The organism is Rhodovarius crocodyli (assembly GCF_004005855.1).
Lineage (GTDB): Bacteria > Pseudomonadota > Alphaproteobacteria > Acetobacterales > Acetobacteraceae > Rhodovarius > Rhodovarius crocodyli.
On the sequence record NZ_SACL01000001.1, the window covers coordinates 730,288 to 745,935 of the forward strand.

Sequence of the window (15,648 nt, forward strand, 5' to 3'; positions counted from 1 at the left end):
TGCGCGAGCCTGACGTGGCGGGGCAACAAGGCCCCAGCCAAAGAAAAAGGCGGGCGCCCTGCCGGGCCCCGCCTCATGAACCGTTGGTGCTGAAACGGTCAGCCCTTGGAAACGGCGCTCTTCACTTCGTCCATCGCGGCGCTGAAGCGGGCGTTCAGCAGGTTCAGCGCCTCGTTGTTGGACTTCTGGATCAGGTCGGACAGTTCCTTCACGTTGGAAACCGCCTTCTCGTAGCTCGACTTGATCAGGTCGGTCTGGCGAGCGACCTTGCCGACCGGGCTCTCCTCGCGGGACATGTTCTGAACCGCGCTGCTCAGTTCGGAAACAGAGCTCTGCAGGATCTCCACCTGGCGCCGGGCAACGGCCTGGGCACCTTCGATGGCGATCTTGTTGGCAGCGGTGATGGCTTCGATGTTCTTGCGCTGGGCCTCGGCCAGGGCCTGAAAATCAGGCATGGCGGGCATGCGGAACTCACCGAAGAGCTTCATGAATTCTTCTTGCGGGCTGGGCATGGGACGTCCTCCGGACTGAACACTGATAACGCTTTAGCCTGTCCGAGGTTGCGCCGTCAAAGAAAATTGTGCGTTGCAGCATGACATTCACCGAAACGAGACGTGGCATGGCGCGTTGCGGAAAAAGCTGATACCCGGGCGCCCATGAGTCACTTTCTCGACTTCGAAAAGCCGATCGCCGAGCTTGAAGGCAAGGTGGAGGAACTTCGCCGGACGACCGATGCCGGAGGCATCGATGTCGCCGAGGAAGTAGGCCGCCTGCAGGACAAGGCGCATAAGCTTCTGGCCGCGACCTACGCCAAGCTCACGCCTTGGCAGAAGGCGCAGGTGGCGCGTCATCCGGAGCGCCCCAAGGCGCTCGATTACGTGAACCACCTGATCCAGGGGTTTGTGCCGCTGGCGGGTGACCGCGCCTTCGCGGACGACGCGGCCGTGATCGGCGGCATCGGCCGCTTCCGGGGCCGCGCGGTGGCCGTGTTGGGCACCGAAAAGGGCCACGACACCGAGACCCGCGTGAAGCACAATTTCGGCATGGCCAAGCCCGAGGGCTATCGCAAGGCCCGCCGCATCATGGAACTCGCCGGCCGCTTCGGCCTGCCCATCATTTCCTTCGTCGACACCTCCGGCGCCTTTCCGGGCATCGAGGCGGAGGCGCGCGGCCAGGCCGAGGCCATCGCGCGCTCCATCGAGTCCGGCCTTGAGGCGCCTGTCCCCTTTGTCGCCACCATCATCGGTGAGGGCGGTTCCGGCGGCGCGATCGCCCTGGCGGCCGCCGACCGCGTGCTGATGCTGGAACATGCGATCTATTCCGTCATCAGCCCTGAAGGCTGTGCCTCCATCCTGTGGCGCGACGCGGCCCAGGCGAGCACCGCCGCGGAGGCCCTGCGCCTGACCGCTGAGGACCTGAAGAAGCTGAACCTGGTCGACACGGTGGTGGCTGAGCCGATGGGTGGCGCCCACCGCTCCCGCGAGGAAGCGATGGAGGCCGTCGGCAATGCCATCGCCATCGCGTTGGACCCGCTGCTGACGCTGGACGGCGCCACGCTGCGCATCCGCCGCCGCGAGAAGTTCCTTGAGATGGGCCGGACCGCGACCCTGTGAACGACGCGGATTTCCACGCCACCACGCACTCGCCCTATCACGAGCTTCTCGGCATCGAGGTGGTCGAGTGGTCCGCGGGCTATGTGAAGCTCTATTGCCGCCTGGGTCCGCAGCATGCGAACCGCAGCGGCATCGCGCATGGCGGCGTGGCGCTTTCCCTGCTCGATCAGGCCGGCGCCTTCGCCGGGCTTTACTGCGCCGTGCCGGGCCATGTCCGGCGCGGCGTCACGCTGGATCTGGACTGCCGCTTCACCGGCCAGGCCGCCATCGGCACGCTGCTGACGGCCGAGGGGCATCTCGTTACCGCTGGGCGCAACGTCTATTTCGCGCGCAGCGAGGTGAAGGGCGAGGACGGGCAGATCATCGCCTATGGCGCCAGCACGCACCGCTATCGCGCAGGCTCTGGCGACCCCAACGGGGTTCCGCGCTAACTCAACGGCAGGCGTGCCACCCACCCATATCGAGGTGGAAGTGGTCGCGATGCGCGGCATTGTAGTCCGGGCTCAACACCGTCCCGAAGTATCTGCATGCGGCATCCCGTGATCGGCGCAGGAACCGCGCTTCGGCCGAGTTGCCCGGCCAGTGCCGGGTCAGCGTGATCTCCCGACCATCAACAGTAGTGAAGCCCGCGATGTCGATGGCATTCGCGGTCGCGTGCTGACTGCGCCTGCCTGTCGCTGCGTGATTCACGTTCCGGCAGGCGTGGGTTCCCATTTGCCGAACGCCGGCGATGCCGGTGCCAAGCTCCTCCCGGGCAGCGCTCTGCAGGCCATGACGCTCGAACAGGGTCCAGGCGGCAGCCAGCCTGCAGGTCGCCACCGGCCCCGCCGGAGACATCCGCAACTCGCTGGGCATGCGCATCGCATTCTCGATCTCGCAGCCCGTGTCAGAGGGGCGGTCGGGAACCCGGCTGACGGCAAGGCCCGAGTGCGAAAAGGCCGCGAGGCAGGCTTCAGGGCGCAGCGCCATCCAGCGCAGCTTCCAGCCTGTCAGCGCGTTGGGGGCGGCGGTCAGGTCGAGCGGCGTTCGCGGGTCCCAGGCGGGCGGCAGATACTTCAGCCCCAGCCCGACGCCGAGGGCCGCCATGAACAGAAGGCTGGGAAGGATCAGGCGACGCATGCCTGATGGATGTGGTGAGGAGCGCGGGAGGGATAAACCCCCTCCCGCGCGGTTGCATTACAGCGCGAAGCGGGTGCCGAACAGCACGCTGCGGCCGGGCGTCACATAGCCGCTGGTCGGCTCGTAACGGCTGTTGCCCAGGTTGCGGGCCTCCATGAACAGGCTGACCTGGTCCATCGCCTGGTAGGTGACGGTCAGGTTGGCCGTGATACCACCCGGCGTGTTGGTCCGGCCGGAGCTGGCACCGCTGTTGGTGTAGACATAATCGGCGGCGCGGCCGGTGATGATCAGCTCCGGCGCCACCGTCAGACGGCGGATCGGGCGCAGCGTCGCACCCAGGCTCACCACGTCCTGCGGCCGGCGCAGCAGCTGGCGGTCGGTCGTGCTGTCGAAAGCGCGCGTCAGGGTGTAGGCCAGGCGGGCCTCGGCCCAGGGCGCGATGCGGCCCGTGAACGAGAACTCCGCACCCTCGATATTGGCCCGAGCCACATTGGTGTAGCTGGTGAAGGTGGCGTTGCTGTTGATCAGGTCACGGAAGTGGCTGTTGAAGTAGGTGAAGCCCGCCGTGACCAGGCGCGGGTTGCCGAAGCCCGGCACGTCCACATCCGCGCCGAACTCCCAGCTCGTGCTGCGCTCGGGCCGAAGGTCCGGGTTGCCGCGGAAGCTGCCCTGCACGCCATAGCGCTGGAACAGGCTGGGCGCCGCGAAGCCGCTGCCGATGGCCGCGCGGAGGCGGGTGTTGAATTCAGGCAGATGATAGACCGCGCCCAGGCGATAGGTCGGCGTCTCGCCGAAGCCCGCGACGGCATCCACGCGCCCGCCGGCCGACAGGTCCAGCCGCTCCAGCACGCGGTACTGCAGCGCCACATAGCCGGCGGTGCTTTCCTGCGTGCGGTTGATGATGCCGCGGAAGGGCGCGTTGCCGAAGGCGCTGTTGCTCGTCTCGTGCTGCCAGTTCACGCCGAAGCTCAGCAGACCGTCATTCGCCACGCCGCCGATGGCCGGCAGGCGGATCTGGTTGCCCCAATCCACCATGGTGCGGCTGCCGCGATACAGGTCGTCGGTGCGGCTGGAGGAATACTGGTCGGGCAGGTTCACGGCGCGGCGACGGTCATCCGTGTAGCCGACGCGCAGGCCGGTGGTCCAAAGCCCGTCGAACAGGCGCGTCTCGGCGCGGACCTGGCCGGACCAGCGGCGGTCCTCGGCGCTGTAGTTCGGGTCATCGGCCAGGAAGCGGTCCAGGCCGTAATTGGCCTGCTGCCAGCGCAGGGTGCCCTCGATGCGGGTATCCGGGTTCACCTGATAGCCGAGGCGCGCCAGGGCCGCCGTGCCGCGATAGCCGTCACGCTCGCCACGATTGGTGGTCAGGCGCTGGGGCGTGATGTTGAAGCCCTCGGTCGAGATGTGCTGCATCGCGAACAGGTAGTCGAAGGCGCCCAGCGTGCCGGCCACGCCGCCATCGCCACGGAAGGTGGACTGCGTGCCGCCGGCGATCGAGCCGAACACCTCGGCCACCTTACCGGCGGGCGGGCGGCGCGTGATGATGTTCACCACGCCGCCGATCGCGTCGGAGCCGTAGAGCGAGCTGGCAGGGCCGCGCAGGACCTCGATGCGCTCGATGCCGGCCAGCATGAACGAGCCGAAGTTGAACGCACCGTTGGGGTCGGCCGCGTCGTTCATCGGCACGCCGTCCAGCAGCACGCGCACATGGCGGGAGTTGGTGCCGCGGAAGAAGCCGCTGGTCAGGGTGCCGGGGCCGCCCTGCGGCACCAGGCGCAGGCCGGGAACGGCGGCGAGGGCCTCGGGCAGGGTCTGATAGCCGCGCTCCTCGATGTCCTGACGCGTGATGGTGGTCGTGGCCACCGGCACGCGGTCGGGGTCGGTCGCGACGCGGGTGGCGGTCACGACGGTATCCGGCAGGGCGATCTGGGCCAGGGCGGGGCTGGCTGAAAGGCTGGCGAGGCTGAGGGCGGTGGTGCCCAGGAGAAGAACGCGACGCATCGGGCGATGCTCCGAGACAGGTGTGGACGATCCCGCCCCGGCACCGGCCGGAACGGGGATGAAGGCGCCGTCGCACCCGCGAGACGGAGATGGGGCAAAACCCCTTTCCGTGGCATCGGTGCTCCCCGCCCGATACCTGCAGGACAACTCTGCGCCGGCCGGTCTCCTGGCTCGCGGGCTGGTGGATGGATCCACCGGCCGCCCCGCCTTCTCGCGCGCCTCGTGGCGCGGCAATGGCTCAGGGGCGGCAAGCTCCGCCTACAGTTGCGGGGGCAGCCGCGGACTAGGGGCCAGACACCCCGTCGCGCGTTCCCGTTTCAACCCTTGCGGGTCACCGTCGCATGTTGCGCTGTGTAATCGCGCGCAACGGCGCTGCCAACCGTCCTATCCTTCGTTTGCGGTTTGACTTGCGCCCCCCGCCCCACCAGCTTTCATTCCGGCAACATGGGGAAACGCCGGTGGAAATCCTGCTGACCATCCTGGTCGTGCTGGCGGCGCTGGTCGCCTACAAGGGCATCAAGACCGTGCCGCAAGGCGAAAGCTGGACCGTGGAACGCTTCGGCGCCTACACGCGGCTGCTGGAGCCGGGGCTGAGCTTCATCGTTCCTTTCGTTGAGGGCATCGGCCGCAAGGTGAACATCCAGGAAGTCGTGCTGGATATTCCCGAGCAGTCGGTCATCACCGGCGACAACGTCTCCGTGCTGGTGGACGGCATCGTCTATTACCGCGTGCTGGAACCCGCGAAGGCAGCCTATGCGGTGCAGAGCATGCAGAGCGCGCTGACGTCGCTGGCCATGACCAACATTCGCGCCGTGATCGGCGAAATGGAACTGGACGCCACCCTGTCCGGTCGTGAGCGCATCAATTCCCAGCTGCTGAAGACGCTGGACGGCGCGACGGAGCCCTGGGGCGTGAAGGTCAGCCGCGTCGAGATCAAGAAGGTGGAGCCGCCTGAAAGCCTGAGCCGCGCCATGGCCATGCAGATGACCGCCGAACGCGAGCGCCGCGCCGCCGTTGTCCGCGCCGAGGGTGAACGCCAGGCTGCCGTCACCCGGGCGGAGGGCGAGAAGATGGCCACCGTGCTGGAAGCCGAGGGCGAACGCGAAGCCGCCTTCCGGGCCGCCGAGGCGCGTGAGCGCCTGGCCGAAGCCGAGGCAAAGGCGACGCGTATGGTCGCGGAGGCCGCCCAGGGTGGCAACGCCGCGCTGAGCTACTTCATCGCCCAGAAATACGTCGAGGCCGTGCAGGCGCTGGCCGCGGCACCCGGCAAGACCACGCTGGTGGTGCCGCTGGAAACGGCGGGCTTCGCCGGCGGCATCGCCCAGGCGCTGGAGGCGATGCGACTGCCGACCCCGTCTGACGGTGCACCGGCCTCTCCCGTGCCGCCGGCCACGCCGCGCAGCGTGCCGAGCGCGGGCTCTCCCTTCGCACCGCCGGGGCCGCGATGAACGCGGCCATGATGTGGGCGGCAGGCGGCCTCGCGCTGATGGTGGCCGAGGTGCTGCTGCCCGGCATCTACCTGGTATGGATAGGGCTGTCGGCGCTGATTGCGGGCGGGCTGACCTGGGTGCTGGTCCTGGGCGGCACCGCGCAGGTCGTCAGCTTCGTGGTGGTGCTGAGCGCCATCATGGCGGTGATCTGGAAGACCGGCTTCCATCGCCGCCGCATGGACCGGCTGAACGCACCCGATAACGGCACGGTCGGCCGGACCGTGCTGGCCCAGCAATTCGCCAACGGGCGCGGACGGGTCAGGCTGGGTGACTCCGACTGGCAGGCCCGGCTGGCAGAGGCCGGAGCAGACCCCGAACCGGGAACGCCGCTGACGGTGGTGGGCGTCGACGGGATAACGCTGGTGGTGCGTTAGCGCTCCACCCTTCGGGAATCGCGCCCGACGAAACGGATCAGGTCACGCTTGGCGCGCTTCGCCGGGGTCAGCGCGTGCCAGGCCAGGAACTCCTCCATGATCATGGCCGTGATCCGGGCCATGCGGGCGCGCCTCGCGGCCTCGACGGAATAGAAACCGATCTCCCCCAACTCGCCGCTGCCATGGATCTTGCCATGGGCAGCCTGCGCCGGTGCGATCAGGAAGCGGGCGTTGAAGCGCATCGGCCGGTCGGCGGGCGTCACGGCGCGGCACAGATAGTCCAGCACGGCCAGGTCAGGCAGCACGTGCGGGCCGCGCATTTCGCCCAGCACCAGGCCGGTTTCCTCCTGTAGCTCGCGCGCAGCGGCAATCGCACAGGCGCGGCCGATACCGGGCGTGCCCACCCGGGTCAGGCCGTGCAGGGTTTCCGGGCGCAGTTCCGTCAGGGCAGGCGCGCGTGCGTCGGCGGGGTCCACGCGGCCGCCCGGGAACACCATGACATCGGGCATGAAGCGCAAGGAAGGGTGCCGCCTGCCCATCAGCAGTTCAGGCCCATCGGCTCCGTCGCGCCACACCAGGATCGATGCGGCATGGCGCGGCCGGACCGGGCGCCGGGCACGGCCGACCACATCGGCGCCGCCCGGATTGTCGAAACCCTCAGTCAAGGGCGAAGCCCCGGTGTCGCAACCAGGCGCGGAACCCCGCGCGCTCAGGCACGCCGAGCTGGCGGGAAGCGTTGGCGGACCAGTTCTCCTTGGCCGGGCCGAACACCTCCGGATAGCGCGGATTGGCCGGCGGGCGCAGCGCGTCATAGGCAGGCAGCGCCGCTTCCAGACCGCTGTCGTCGTAGACTTCCTGATGCACCACCACATTCTGCGGCAAGCGGGGCGACGGCTCATTACGCGCCACCGGCCAGCCCAGCGTCAGCCCCGCCACCGGAAACACCCCCTTCGGCAGCTTCAACATGGGGCCGATCTTTTCGAGGTGGTTGCGCACATAGCTGATCGGGCAGGTGCCCAGCCCCGCCGCATCCGCCGCCATGATGGTGAAGCCCATGGCCAGCGCCGCATCCACCGAGGCGTTCAGGAAGCTGTCCATGTTGTCGTTGGCGTTCTCTCGCCCGTACAGCGCGCCGAGGCGGCGCCCGCGGTTCAGGTCGCCGCAGAAAATCAGCAGCACGGGCGCGTCGGCGATCCAGGGCATGGTGCCGATCCAGCCGGCGATCGCCGCGATCTTCGCCCGGTCCCGCAGGACGATGATGGAATACTGCTGCAGGTCCGACTTGCTGGGCGCGGACTGCGCGCCCGCCAGCACGGTGGACAGCAGCGGGTCCGGGATCGCCTCGTCGCGGTAGCGGCGCGTCACACGCCGGTCGAGCAGCGCGGACAGGGCGGGGGCGATCTCCGCCGGGGGCTCGAAGGGCAGCGCGCCGTAGCGGGCACGCAGCAGATCCTGGACGTCGTTCATCCCGCGATGATGCGGCGGGCGGGCGGGCTTGGCGAGGGGGGCTAGCCCATCAGATCCAGCAGGGCCCGCACCACCGCTTGCGGGTCTTCCTGCGGAATGTTGTGGCCGATGCCCGGAAGCAGCCGGCGCTCGTACCGGCCGGTGAAGCGATGGGCCGTGGTGTCCATGTCAGGCGGGGGGTTCACGCCGTCATCGTCGCCCCACAGGTTGATGCTGGGCACGGTGATGGGCGGCTGCGCCTCCAAAGCCCGCTCGATCGCCTCAAAGGCGGCATCGCCCGCGGCGTAGCCGAACCGGTGGCGATAGGACTGGATGACGACGGCCACGAAGTCCGGATTCTCGAAGCTTGCGGCGCTGCGGGCATATTCTTCCGGCGTAAAGCGCCAACTGGGCGACCACAGCTTCCACAATAGCCGGCCGAGGCCGAAACGGTCGGCCTCGAGCCCTGCCTCGCCGCGCGGGGTGTGGAAATAGAACTGGTACCAATGGCGGTGCTCGGCCTCCGGCGCACCGGGTGCGACAGAGGCCGGAATGTTCTGGATGTTATAGCCATTGCCGGTGACAAGGGCCGTCACCCGCTCGGGCCACAGGGCGGCGGCGATGCAGGCGGCGCGGCCGCCCCAGTCGTATCCCGCCATGGCGGCACGCCCTATGCCCAAGGCGTCCATCAGCGCGCGCAGATCATGCGCCAGGGCCGCCTGCTGGCCGGAACGCAACGTATCGCGCGACAGGAAGCGCGTGGGGCCGTAACCGCGCAGATAGGGCACGATCACGCGATAGCCGCGCGCGGCCAAGGCGGGCGCCACGGCGTCATAGCAGCGCGGGTCATAGGGGAAGCCGTGCAGCAGGATCACGGCCTCGCCATCCGAGGGGCCGTGCTCCTCATAGGCCTGGTGCAGCACGTCGGTGTCGATGAACTTCATGGACTGCCTCCCTAGGGCATGCCCAGCCTAAAGCGGATGGGCGGGCGCGCCAGGCCGGGATTGTCGCGCCGGGTGGTCACGGATGCATGGCCCGGCGCATCATCAGCGCCGCAGAGGCCGAGAACAGCAGCCCCACCGCGAAGACGGCCAGGTGGCTTTCCCGCGTCAAACCGAACAATCCCGCGAGCACAAAGGCGCCGACCGCCTGCCCCACCGCATAGCCCGCCGTCCCGCGTGCCCAGAGGGCAGCGGCATCCGGCCCATAGCGCTCACGCAGCAGCACCAGCAGCACGGCGGTGACGCCCACGCCGGCAAAGCCCGCCATCGCTGCCCCGGGCCAGGCGAGTGCGTGCCAGGGCATGCACAGCAGCGCCAGCCCGCCCACCTGCACCATCAGCCATCCCATCACGGCCCGCGCGCTGCCGATGGCACTGGCCACCCGCCCGCTCAGCAGAGCGCCCACCAGGCCGCCGGCGCCGAACATCGCCCAGGCATAGGCGCCTGCCCCCACGCCCAGCCCATGACCACGGGCGATCAGGTCCGACAGATAGACCATCGGCGCCACCATCCCGATGGAGGACAGGAGATAGGCCGTCAGCAACGGCGACCAGCCGCGCCCACCCGCCAATGCCGGCAGGACCGAACGCGGGGCGCTTCGGCGTGCCACCAGCCACAGGCAGGCGGCAATCACGCCCAGGCCGATCCAGGCCGGACCAGGCCCCCAGGTCAGCAGCCACGGCATGGCGAGCGCACCGGCCAGAATGCCGCCCGCGACACCCGCGATGACCATGCCCGCCGCCATCGCACGGCGCTCCGGCGGCAAGTCCAGCTGCGCGGCGGGCGGGGCCACGGCCATGATCCAGCCACCGGCCACCCCGGCCAGCCCCCGCCACGGCAACAGCCACCACAGCCCGCCATTCCAACAGCAGGCGAGGAAGCCGATCACCAATAACAGCACCGCCAGGTCCAGAACCCGCGCCGTACCCAACCGGCGCGCCAGGAACTGCCCCATCAGCACGCCGGGCAGATACCCTGCCAAAGCGGTGGCGCCGAGCAACCCGGCACCGGTTCCATCGACCCAGCCCGCAGCCACCATGGCCGGGAACAGCGGCACGAAGGCGAAGCGGGCCAGGCCATTGCCGATGAAGGTCGCGGCCGCGCCGGACCAGGCCGGGCTAGCCAAGCATCTTCACCTTTTCCAGCAGCGCCTCCGCCTGGCGGATGCTGGCGATGTCCAGCAGGCGGCCATCCAGCGCCACGGCGCCACGCCCGGCGCGGGTGGCTTCCTCCATGGCTTCCAGGATGCGGCGTGCCTGACGGATCTCGGCTTCGCTCGGCGTAAAGACGGTATTGATGATGCCGATCTGGCTGGGGTGGATGGCCATCATCCCCTCCGCACCCAGCGCGCGGGCGCGGCGCGCGGCCGCCTCCAGGCCTTCGGCGTCCTTGAAATTGCCGAAGGGGCCGGCGATCGGCCGGCGCCCGGCGGCACGCGCGGCGGCGATGACGCGCGACATCGGGAACTGCCACGCATCCAGCACGCCCGCCGCCGAGGCATAGTCATCCACGGGGCCGCCGATATTGGTGGTGCGCATGCGCAGGCTGGCCGCAAGGTCGGCAACGCCCATCTGCAGGGCCTCGATGCGCGGGGATTCCTCGGCGATGCGCTCGACATTGGCCAGGCCCAGCGCCGTCTCGACGATCAGCGAAAAGCCCATGCGCTTGCGCCGGCCCATGGCTGCCTCGACCTGGCTGGTCAGCATGTCCAGCGCGTAGACATCCTTCGCGTCGCCCACCTTGGGCACGATGAACAGATCCAGCCGCTCACCCGCCTGCTCGATCAGGTCCACCACATCGCGATACATGTAGTGGGTATCGAGGCCGTTGATCCGCACGGCCATGATCTTGCTGCCCCAGTCGATGGTACGCAGCGCGTCGATGGCATTGCGGCGGGCGGCTTCCTTCTCATCCGGGGCGACCGCGTCCTCCAGGTCCAGGAACACCAGGTCAGCGGCGGAGGCCGCGGCCTTCTCGAAGATGGCAGGGCGGGAGGCCGGCACGGCCAGCTCGCTGCGGTGCAGGCGGGGCGTGGCCTCGACGACGGTGCGGAAACTCATGGAGACGTCCTCTTTTTCCGGCGCGTGGGTGCCGGGCGCGGTTCAGGGCGCATGATGCGCGGCGCGGGCGCCTCTGTCGCCAGGGGGTGATGCGTTTCCACGAGATGCCTGAGATGTTCCTCAAGCACCTTGGTGTAGATCTGGGTGGTGGCGATATCGGCATGGCCGAGCAGCGTCTGCAGGCTGCGCAGATCCGCCCCCCGCCCCAGCAGATGCGTCGCGAAGGAATGCCGCAGCACATGCGGCGAGACCTTTTCGGGGTCGATCCCCGCCGCCAGGGCGGCTTCCTTCAGCAGCAGCCCCAGACCCTGCCGGGTGAAATGCCCGGCCTTGCCGCGCGACGGAAACAGATATCGCGCTGCCTGCACATGGCCGCGTCCGCGACGTTCGGCATCACCGGCGGTTTCGGCCACCGCCTCTCTCGCGCGGCGGGAAATCGGGACCAGACGCTCCTTGCCGCCCTTGCCGCGCACCGCGATCAGCGGCGCGTTCTGGCGCAGTGCACCGGCAGGCAGGGTGACGAGCTCCGACGCGCGCAACCCTGAGGCATAGAGCAGTTCGAGCGCCGCAATGGCCAGGGGCGCGCGGGTGGGCGGCAGGCGTTCGGCACCCAGGATCAGGGCCTCGACCTCGGCCTCGGTCAGCGCCTTGGGCAGGCTGGGCGGCAGGCGGGGGCTGTCGATGAGCTCCGTGGGGTCATCGCTGCGGTATCCCTCGCGCGCCAGGAACCGGAAGAACTGCCGCAACGCCGAGAGCTTGCGCGCCTGGCTGCGCGCCGCCAGCCCGGTGGCGGCCAGGTGATGCACATAGTCACGCACATCGTCGGCACTGGCCTGCGCGCCGTGCTGCGTCAGGAAATCCGAGAGGTCAGCGCGATAGGCCAGCAGGGTGTTGCGGGCGGCATTGCGCTCGGCCGCCAGCATTTCCAGGAAGATCTCAAGCCAGTGCGCCGTCACCCCTGCGGCAGCCGCACCACGAAGCGCGCGCCCAGCACCTTCCCGCCGGCGTCACGCCGGTTGTCGGCACTGATCCGGCCACGCAACCCCTCCACGATCTGCTTGCTGATCGACAGGCCGAGGCCCGAGTGGTTGCCGAAGCGCTCACCCTGCGGGCGCTCGGTATAGAAGCGGTCAAAGATGCCGCTGAGCTTGGCCTCCGGAATGCCGGGGCCTTCGTCCTCGACCTGGATCTCGATCTCCTGCCCGACCACGCGGCCACGCAGCCAGACGCGGCCTTCCTGCGGGCTGAAGGACAGGGCGTTGCCGATCAGGTTGCGGATCACCTGCACCAGCCGGTCCTCCACCGCGAGTGCCATCAAGGGCCCCTCCGGCAGCTCGGGCACGATGGTAGGGTCGGTGTCCTTGCGGGTGGTGTTGTGCAGTTCCGCCAGCACCGACAGGATCATGGAGACATCCACCGGCTCCGGCACGGTGCGGCTGAGCTCGGCATCGACGCGCGACGCATCGGCAATGTCCCCGATCAGCCGGTCCATGCGCGTCACGTCATTGGCGATGATCTCCAGCAGGCGCTTCTGCTGGTTGGTGTCCTCGATGCGGCGCAGGGTCTCGATGGCGGAACGCACGCTGGTCAGCGGGTTCTTGAGCTCATGCGCCACATCGGCGGCGAAGCGCTCATTGGCGTCGATGCGTGCCCACAGGTCGCGGGCGGCCCGTTGCAGATCGCGCGCCAGGATGCCGATCTCGTCGCGGCGGGCCAGCACGTCGTCAGGCACGCTGCCCTGCCGGCCCTTGCCCTGGCGCATATCCGCCGCCGACCGCGCCAGGCGCAGGATCGGGCTGGCGAGGGTCTGCGCCAGATACAGCGACAGAGCGGTCGTCAGGATCAGCGCGAGCAGGAACAGCGCCAGCACGGACAGCCGGATCTCGAACAGGCGCTGGTCCACCTCCCGCGCCTCACGCGTCAGCAGCATGATGCCCACGGCCTGGCCGCCGCGCCGCGCGGGCTCCGCGACCGAGACCAGCAGGCGGCCCTCCGGCGTGCGCCGGATATAGGGTGTCACGCCACCTTCGAGTGCTGTGCGCAGTTCCTCCCGGCGATCGGGGCTCAGGGCCGGCTGCCAGTCGAAGCTGTCGGCATCGTTGGCCGTGTCGACCACCACCGAGGTACGCGCGCCGCGCGGCAGCAGCTGGACCAGCCGATCGTAGAGCCCGGCGATGCTGTTCGAGAACAGGCTGCGCTGCGCCGGCGGCGGCAGGGGCTCGGCCACCACCGTGCCTCCGGGCCCCTCTCGCACACGGCTGTCCGCAACGACGAGGCCCGTGATGTCGAACAGCCGTGCCTGGGTATTGGCCGACGGCTCGACCAGGCGGCGCAGCAGCGGGCGGGCCAGTTCCGGCACGAGAATGGCGCGGTCGTTCTCCACCCGCACCGCGGCCTCACCGATGGCGCCGGCATAGATGCGGGCCTGCGTGCGCAGGGCCTCGACATCCGCCGCCAGCAGGCCGTTCTGATACTGGTCCAGATACAGCAGGGCTGCCGCCAGAAGGGCCGGAGGCAGCGCGTTCATCAACAGGATGCGCCGCAGCAGAGGCGAGGCCCAGCGGCCGCGCCGGGGCTTCGCGCCGAGTTCCGCCGGTGTCTGTGGCGGCAGGGAACCGTCCGGCATCAGCGCCTCGTGGAAAGCTGGATCTGGGCGAGGATGCCGCGCGCCACGCAATCATGCAGGCGGGCCACGGTCACGGGCCGGGTCTGGGCGGGCGCGCGCTCGACATCCAGCACGCCTTCATCCGCCCATTCGCGCATCCAGTCCCAGCGGCGCAGCAGGGGCACCGCCTCCGTGGCGGCGGTCAGGCGCAGGGCGTCGCGATAGGCGTCGATGTCTGCGTTGGCGCGCAGAAAACGGCTGAATTGGGGGTCCATGACCATCACCTCCGCACCGGCGGCGCGCAGGCGAGCGATGCCCGTGGACAGGGTGTCCGTCATCGCCTCGATCGGCAGGCCGCGCACGGCTTCGACCGTGCCTGTCTGCCATAGGACCAGATGCGGGCGGAAATCCGGCAGCAGCGGGGCGATGAGCGCCAGAATTTCCAGCGCGTTGGCACCGCGCCTTCCACGTGCCTCAACCCGCACCTGCAGGCCGGGATACTGCTCCCGCAGCAGCGCCTGCAGACGTTCCGGATAACGTTCAGCGCTGCCGCCCTGCTCTGCGCTGGCACTGCCGCCGATCAGCACGCGGAACTCGGGGCCGGCGAGCGCCCGGCGCAGACGCGGCTGCATCGTGGGGTCCAGCAGGTCCTGCGGCACGTCGCAGCCCGCCGCCCAGGCGGAGGTGACCCCCAACGGGGCGATGCACAGCATCAGCAGCAGGATCGCCCGTCGAGCCATGTTCATGCCCTATCCGCCACAGGGGCCAGGGGCAAGGGTTTCCGCGCACCGGAAACGCGCCGGTCGTACCAGCGCGACAGCCACGCCACCCCGGCCAGGGCCGCGAGGCCCGCGACATTCACCGCCAACTGCATGGGCCCGCGGTCATCCGCCTCCAGCGCCAGGCGCCCCAGGAAGGAAAGAAATATGCCCGCGCAGAACACCGGCAGGGATTGCTGCCCCAGCAGGATGAACAGCCTTGCCAGCCGCCCTTCCAGCAGCCTGGCCCCTCGCGGCAGCAGATGCGCGGCCAGATAGGCCAGGGCCAGCAGAGAGAGCAGCCGCAGCGGATGCAGGGCGGTCTTGTCTACGCCGTCCAGGAAGGTGGCCCAGGGGCCCGGCAACTGCGCCAGCCAGTCCGGCGCGTGCCAGACCGCCAGCATGGTGCCCGCGCAGGGCAGCAGCAGAAGCGCGCACAAGGCAGCCCCCCACCAGCGCCAAGGCAGCAGGATGGGCCGCCCGCCATGCGGCGCGAACCCGACCACGGCGCCGCACATATAGAGGATCTGCCAGGCGAACGGGTTGAAGTACCAGCCCTCACCATTCACGGAGGGCAGGTTGATGCCCGTCGCACGGACCAGCGCGTATCCCAGCGCAGACAGGCCCAGCAGCAGCCAGGGCCAACGCAACAACGGCATGACAAGCGCGAAAATGGCCATCAGCGCGACATAGAGCGGCAATATATTCAGGAATGCGGGCTGGAAGCTCAGCAGCAGGGCATGCAGCAGCGCCTGATAGGGATCTGCCCCCAACGCGTCCATCTGCAGTTCATCGAGATACATGCCGCGGTCGAGCCGCGCGGCCGAGAAGCCGACCTGGGCCGTGAACACCACGAACAGGAAGATGTGCGCCACATAGAGGGTGCCGACCCGCCCCATGACGCGCGCAGCGGCAAACAGCCAGCCATCTCGCTCCATCTGCCGGCCATAGGCGATTCCGCCGGCATAGCCGGCCAGGAAGACGAACAGCTCGGTGGCGTCCGCGAAGGCGATGTTGCGCAGGGTGAACCAGCCCAGCGCATTGCCGGGCACATGGTCAATGAAGATGAACCACAGGGCGATCCCGCGGAACAGGTCCGCCCGAAGGTCGCGCGTGGTGCCGGCCATGGGCTGCATAGGGTCAAGCTACCGCATCGGGAGCATCGGATATACGCCCGGCCA

At 69.1% G+C, this 15,648-nt stretch carries 16 protein-coding genes and 1 riboswitch; of the genes, 4 read left to right on the plus strand and 12 right to left on the minus strand.

Going from position 1 to position 15,648, the window contains the following annotated elements:
* Positions 1 to 98 precede the first annotated feature (98 nt).
* Positions 99 to 488, minus strand: a complete 390-nt coding sequence (locus EOD42_RS03535; RefSeq protein ID WP_127785941.1) for a phasin family protein — start codon at positions 486 to 488, stop codon at positions 99 to 101.
* A gap of 168 nt (positions 489 to 656) precedes the next feature.
* On the opposite strand from EOD42_RS03535, the gene EOD42_RS03540 reads away from it, so the two are divergent.
* Both EOD42_RS03540 and EOD42_RS03545 read left to right on the plus strand, forming a co-directional pair.
* Complete coding sequence (locus tag EOD42_RS03540; protein ID WP_127785943.1) at positions 657 to 1,613, plus strand: acetyl-CoA carboxylase carboxyltransferase subunit alpha; 957 nt, start codon at positions 657 to 659, stop codon at positions 1,611 to 1,613.
* A complete protein-coding gene (locus EOD42_RS03545; RefSeq protein ID WP_127785945.1) occupies positions 1,610 to 2,044 on the plus strand; it encodes a PaaI family thioesterase in 435 nt (144 codons plus the stop codon). The genes EOD42_RS03540 and EOD42_RS03545 overlap by 4 nt, the downstream gene beginning before the upstream one ends.
* A 1-nt stretch (position 2,045) precedes the next feature.
* Here EOD42_RS03545 and EOD42_RS03550 read toward each other — a convergent pair whose 3' ends face one another.
* Positions 2,046 to 2,732: an extensin-like domain-containing protein gene (locus EOD42_RS03550; RefSeq protein ID WP_127785947.1), complete on the minus strand. Its 687-nt coding sequence runs from the start codon at positions 2,730 to 2,732 to the stop codon at positions 2,046 to 2,048.
* Positions 2,733 to 2,789: 57 nt separating this feature from the next.
* Positions 2,790 to 4,733, minus strand: a complete 1,944-nt coding sequence (locus EOD42_RS03555) for a TonB-dependent receptor plug domain-containing protein (RefSeq protein ID WP_127785949.1) — start codon at positions 4,731 to 4,733, stop codon at positions 2,790 to 2,792.
* Positions 4,734 to 4,872: 139 nt separating this feature from the next.
* Positions 4,873 to 5,087: riboswitch (cobalamin riboswitch) on the minus strand.
* Between the two features lie 104 nt (positions 5,088 to 5,191).
* Between EOD42_RS03555 and EOD42_RS03560 the strand changes: the two genes are divergently transcribed.
* Together EOD42_RS03560 and EOD42_RS03565 are read left to right on the plus strand one after the other, a co-directional pair.
* Positions 5,192 to 6,181 carry an SPFH domain-containing protein gene (locus EOD42_RS03560; protein WP_240654851.1) on the plus strand — a complete coding sequence of 330 codons (990 nt, stop codon included), beginning with the start codon at positions 5,192 to 5,194 and terminating at the stop codon, positions 6,179 to 6,181.
* An 8-nt stretch (positions 6,182 to 6,189) separates the two neighbouring features.
* Positions 6,190 to 6,597, plus strand: coding sequence for an NfeD family protein (locus tag EOD42_RS03565; RefSeq protein ID WP_164867760.1), 408 nt, complete (start codon positions 6,190 to 6,192; stop codon positions 6,595 to 6,597).
* Here the strand turns inward: EOD42_RS03565 and EOD42_RS03570 are convergent.
* From EOD42_RS03570 to EOD42_RS03610, 9 genes are all read right to left on the minus strand, one after another.
* The gene (locus tag EOD42_RS03570) at positions 6,594 to 7,262 is read right to left on the minus strand and encodes an NUDIX hydrolase (RefSeq protein ID WP_206020270.1); all 669 of its coding nucleotides are present in this window, start codon (positions 7,260 to 7,262) and stop codon (positions 6,594 to 6,596) included. The two genes, EOD42_RS03565 and EOD42_RS03570, sit on opposite strands and share 4 nt — an antisense overlap.
* Positions 7,255 to 8,064: a nitroreductase family protein gene (locus EOD42_RS03575; RefSeq protein WP_127785957.1), complete on the minus strand. Its 810-nt coding sequence runs from the start codon at positions 8,062 to 8,064 to the stop codon at positions 7,255 to 7,257. Before EOD42_RS03575 ends, EOD42_RS03570 begins: the two co-directional genes overlap by 8 nt.
* Before the next feature lie 41 nt (positions 8,065 to 8,105).
* Positions 8,106 to 8,987 (minus strand): alpha/beta fold hydrolase, encoded by an 882-nt coding sequence (locus tag EOD42_RS03580; RefSeq protein ID WP_127785959.1) that lies wholly within the window; start codon positions 8,985 to 8,987, stop codon positions 8,106 to 8,108.
* 76 nt (positions 8,988 to 9,063) lie between these two features.
* Complete coding sequence (locus tag EOD42_RS03585) at positions 9,064 to 10,170, minus strand: YbfB/YjiJ family MFS transporter (RefSeq protein WP_127785961.1); 1,107 nt, start codon at positions 10,168 to 10,170, stop codon at positions 9,064 to 9,066.
* Positions 10,163 to 11,104 carry an HpcH/HpaI aldolase/citrate lyase family protein gene (locus EOD42_RS03590; protein WP_127785963.1) on the minus strand — a complete coding sequence of 314 codons (942 nt, stop codon included), beginning with the start codon at positions 11,102 to 11,104 and terminating at the stop codon, positions 10,163 to 10,165. The genes EOD42_RS03585 and EOD42_RS03590 overlap by 8 nt, the downstream gene beginning before the upstream one ends.
* The gene (locus tag EOD42_RS03595) at positions 11,101 to 12,060 is read right to left on the minus strand and encodes a tyrosine recombinase (protein ID WP_127785965.1); all 960 of its coding nucleotides are present in this window, start codon (positions 12,058 to 12,060) and stop codon (positions 11,101 to 11,103) included. The genes EOD42_RS03590 and EOD42_RS03595 overlap by 4 nt, the downstream gene beginning before the upstream one ends.
* On the minus strand, positions 12,057 to 13,730 hold the full coding sequence (locus EOD42_RS03600; RefSeq protein WP_127785967.1) for a stimulus-sensing domain-containing protein: 1,674 nt from the start codon (positions 13,728 to 13,730) through the stop codon (positions 12,057 to 12,059). Before EOD42_RS03600 ends, EOD42_RS03595 begins: the two co-directional genes overlap by 4 nt.
* Positions 13,730 to 14,455, minus strand: a complete 726-nt coding sequence (locus tag EOD42_RS03605; RefSeq protein ID WP_127785969.1) for an SGNH/GDSL hydrolase family protein — start codon at positions 14,453 to 14,455, stop codon at positions 13,730 to 13,732. The genes EOD42_RS03600 and EOD42_RS03605 overlap by 1 nt, the downstream gene beginning before the upstream one ends.
* The gene (locus EOD42_RS03610) at positions 14,452 to 15,603 is read right to left on the minus strand and encodes an OpgC family protein (RefSeq protein WP_127785971.1); all 1,152 of its coding nucleotides are present in this window, start codon (positions 15,601 to 15,603) and stop codon (positions 14,452 to 14,454) included. Before EOD42_RS03610 ends, EOD42_RS03605 begins: the two co-directional genes overlap by 4 nt.
* Positions 15,604 to 15,648 lie beyond the last annotated feature (45 nt).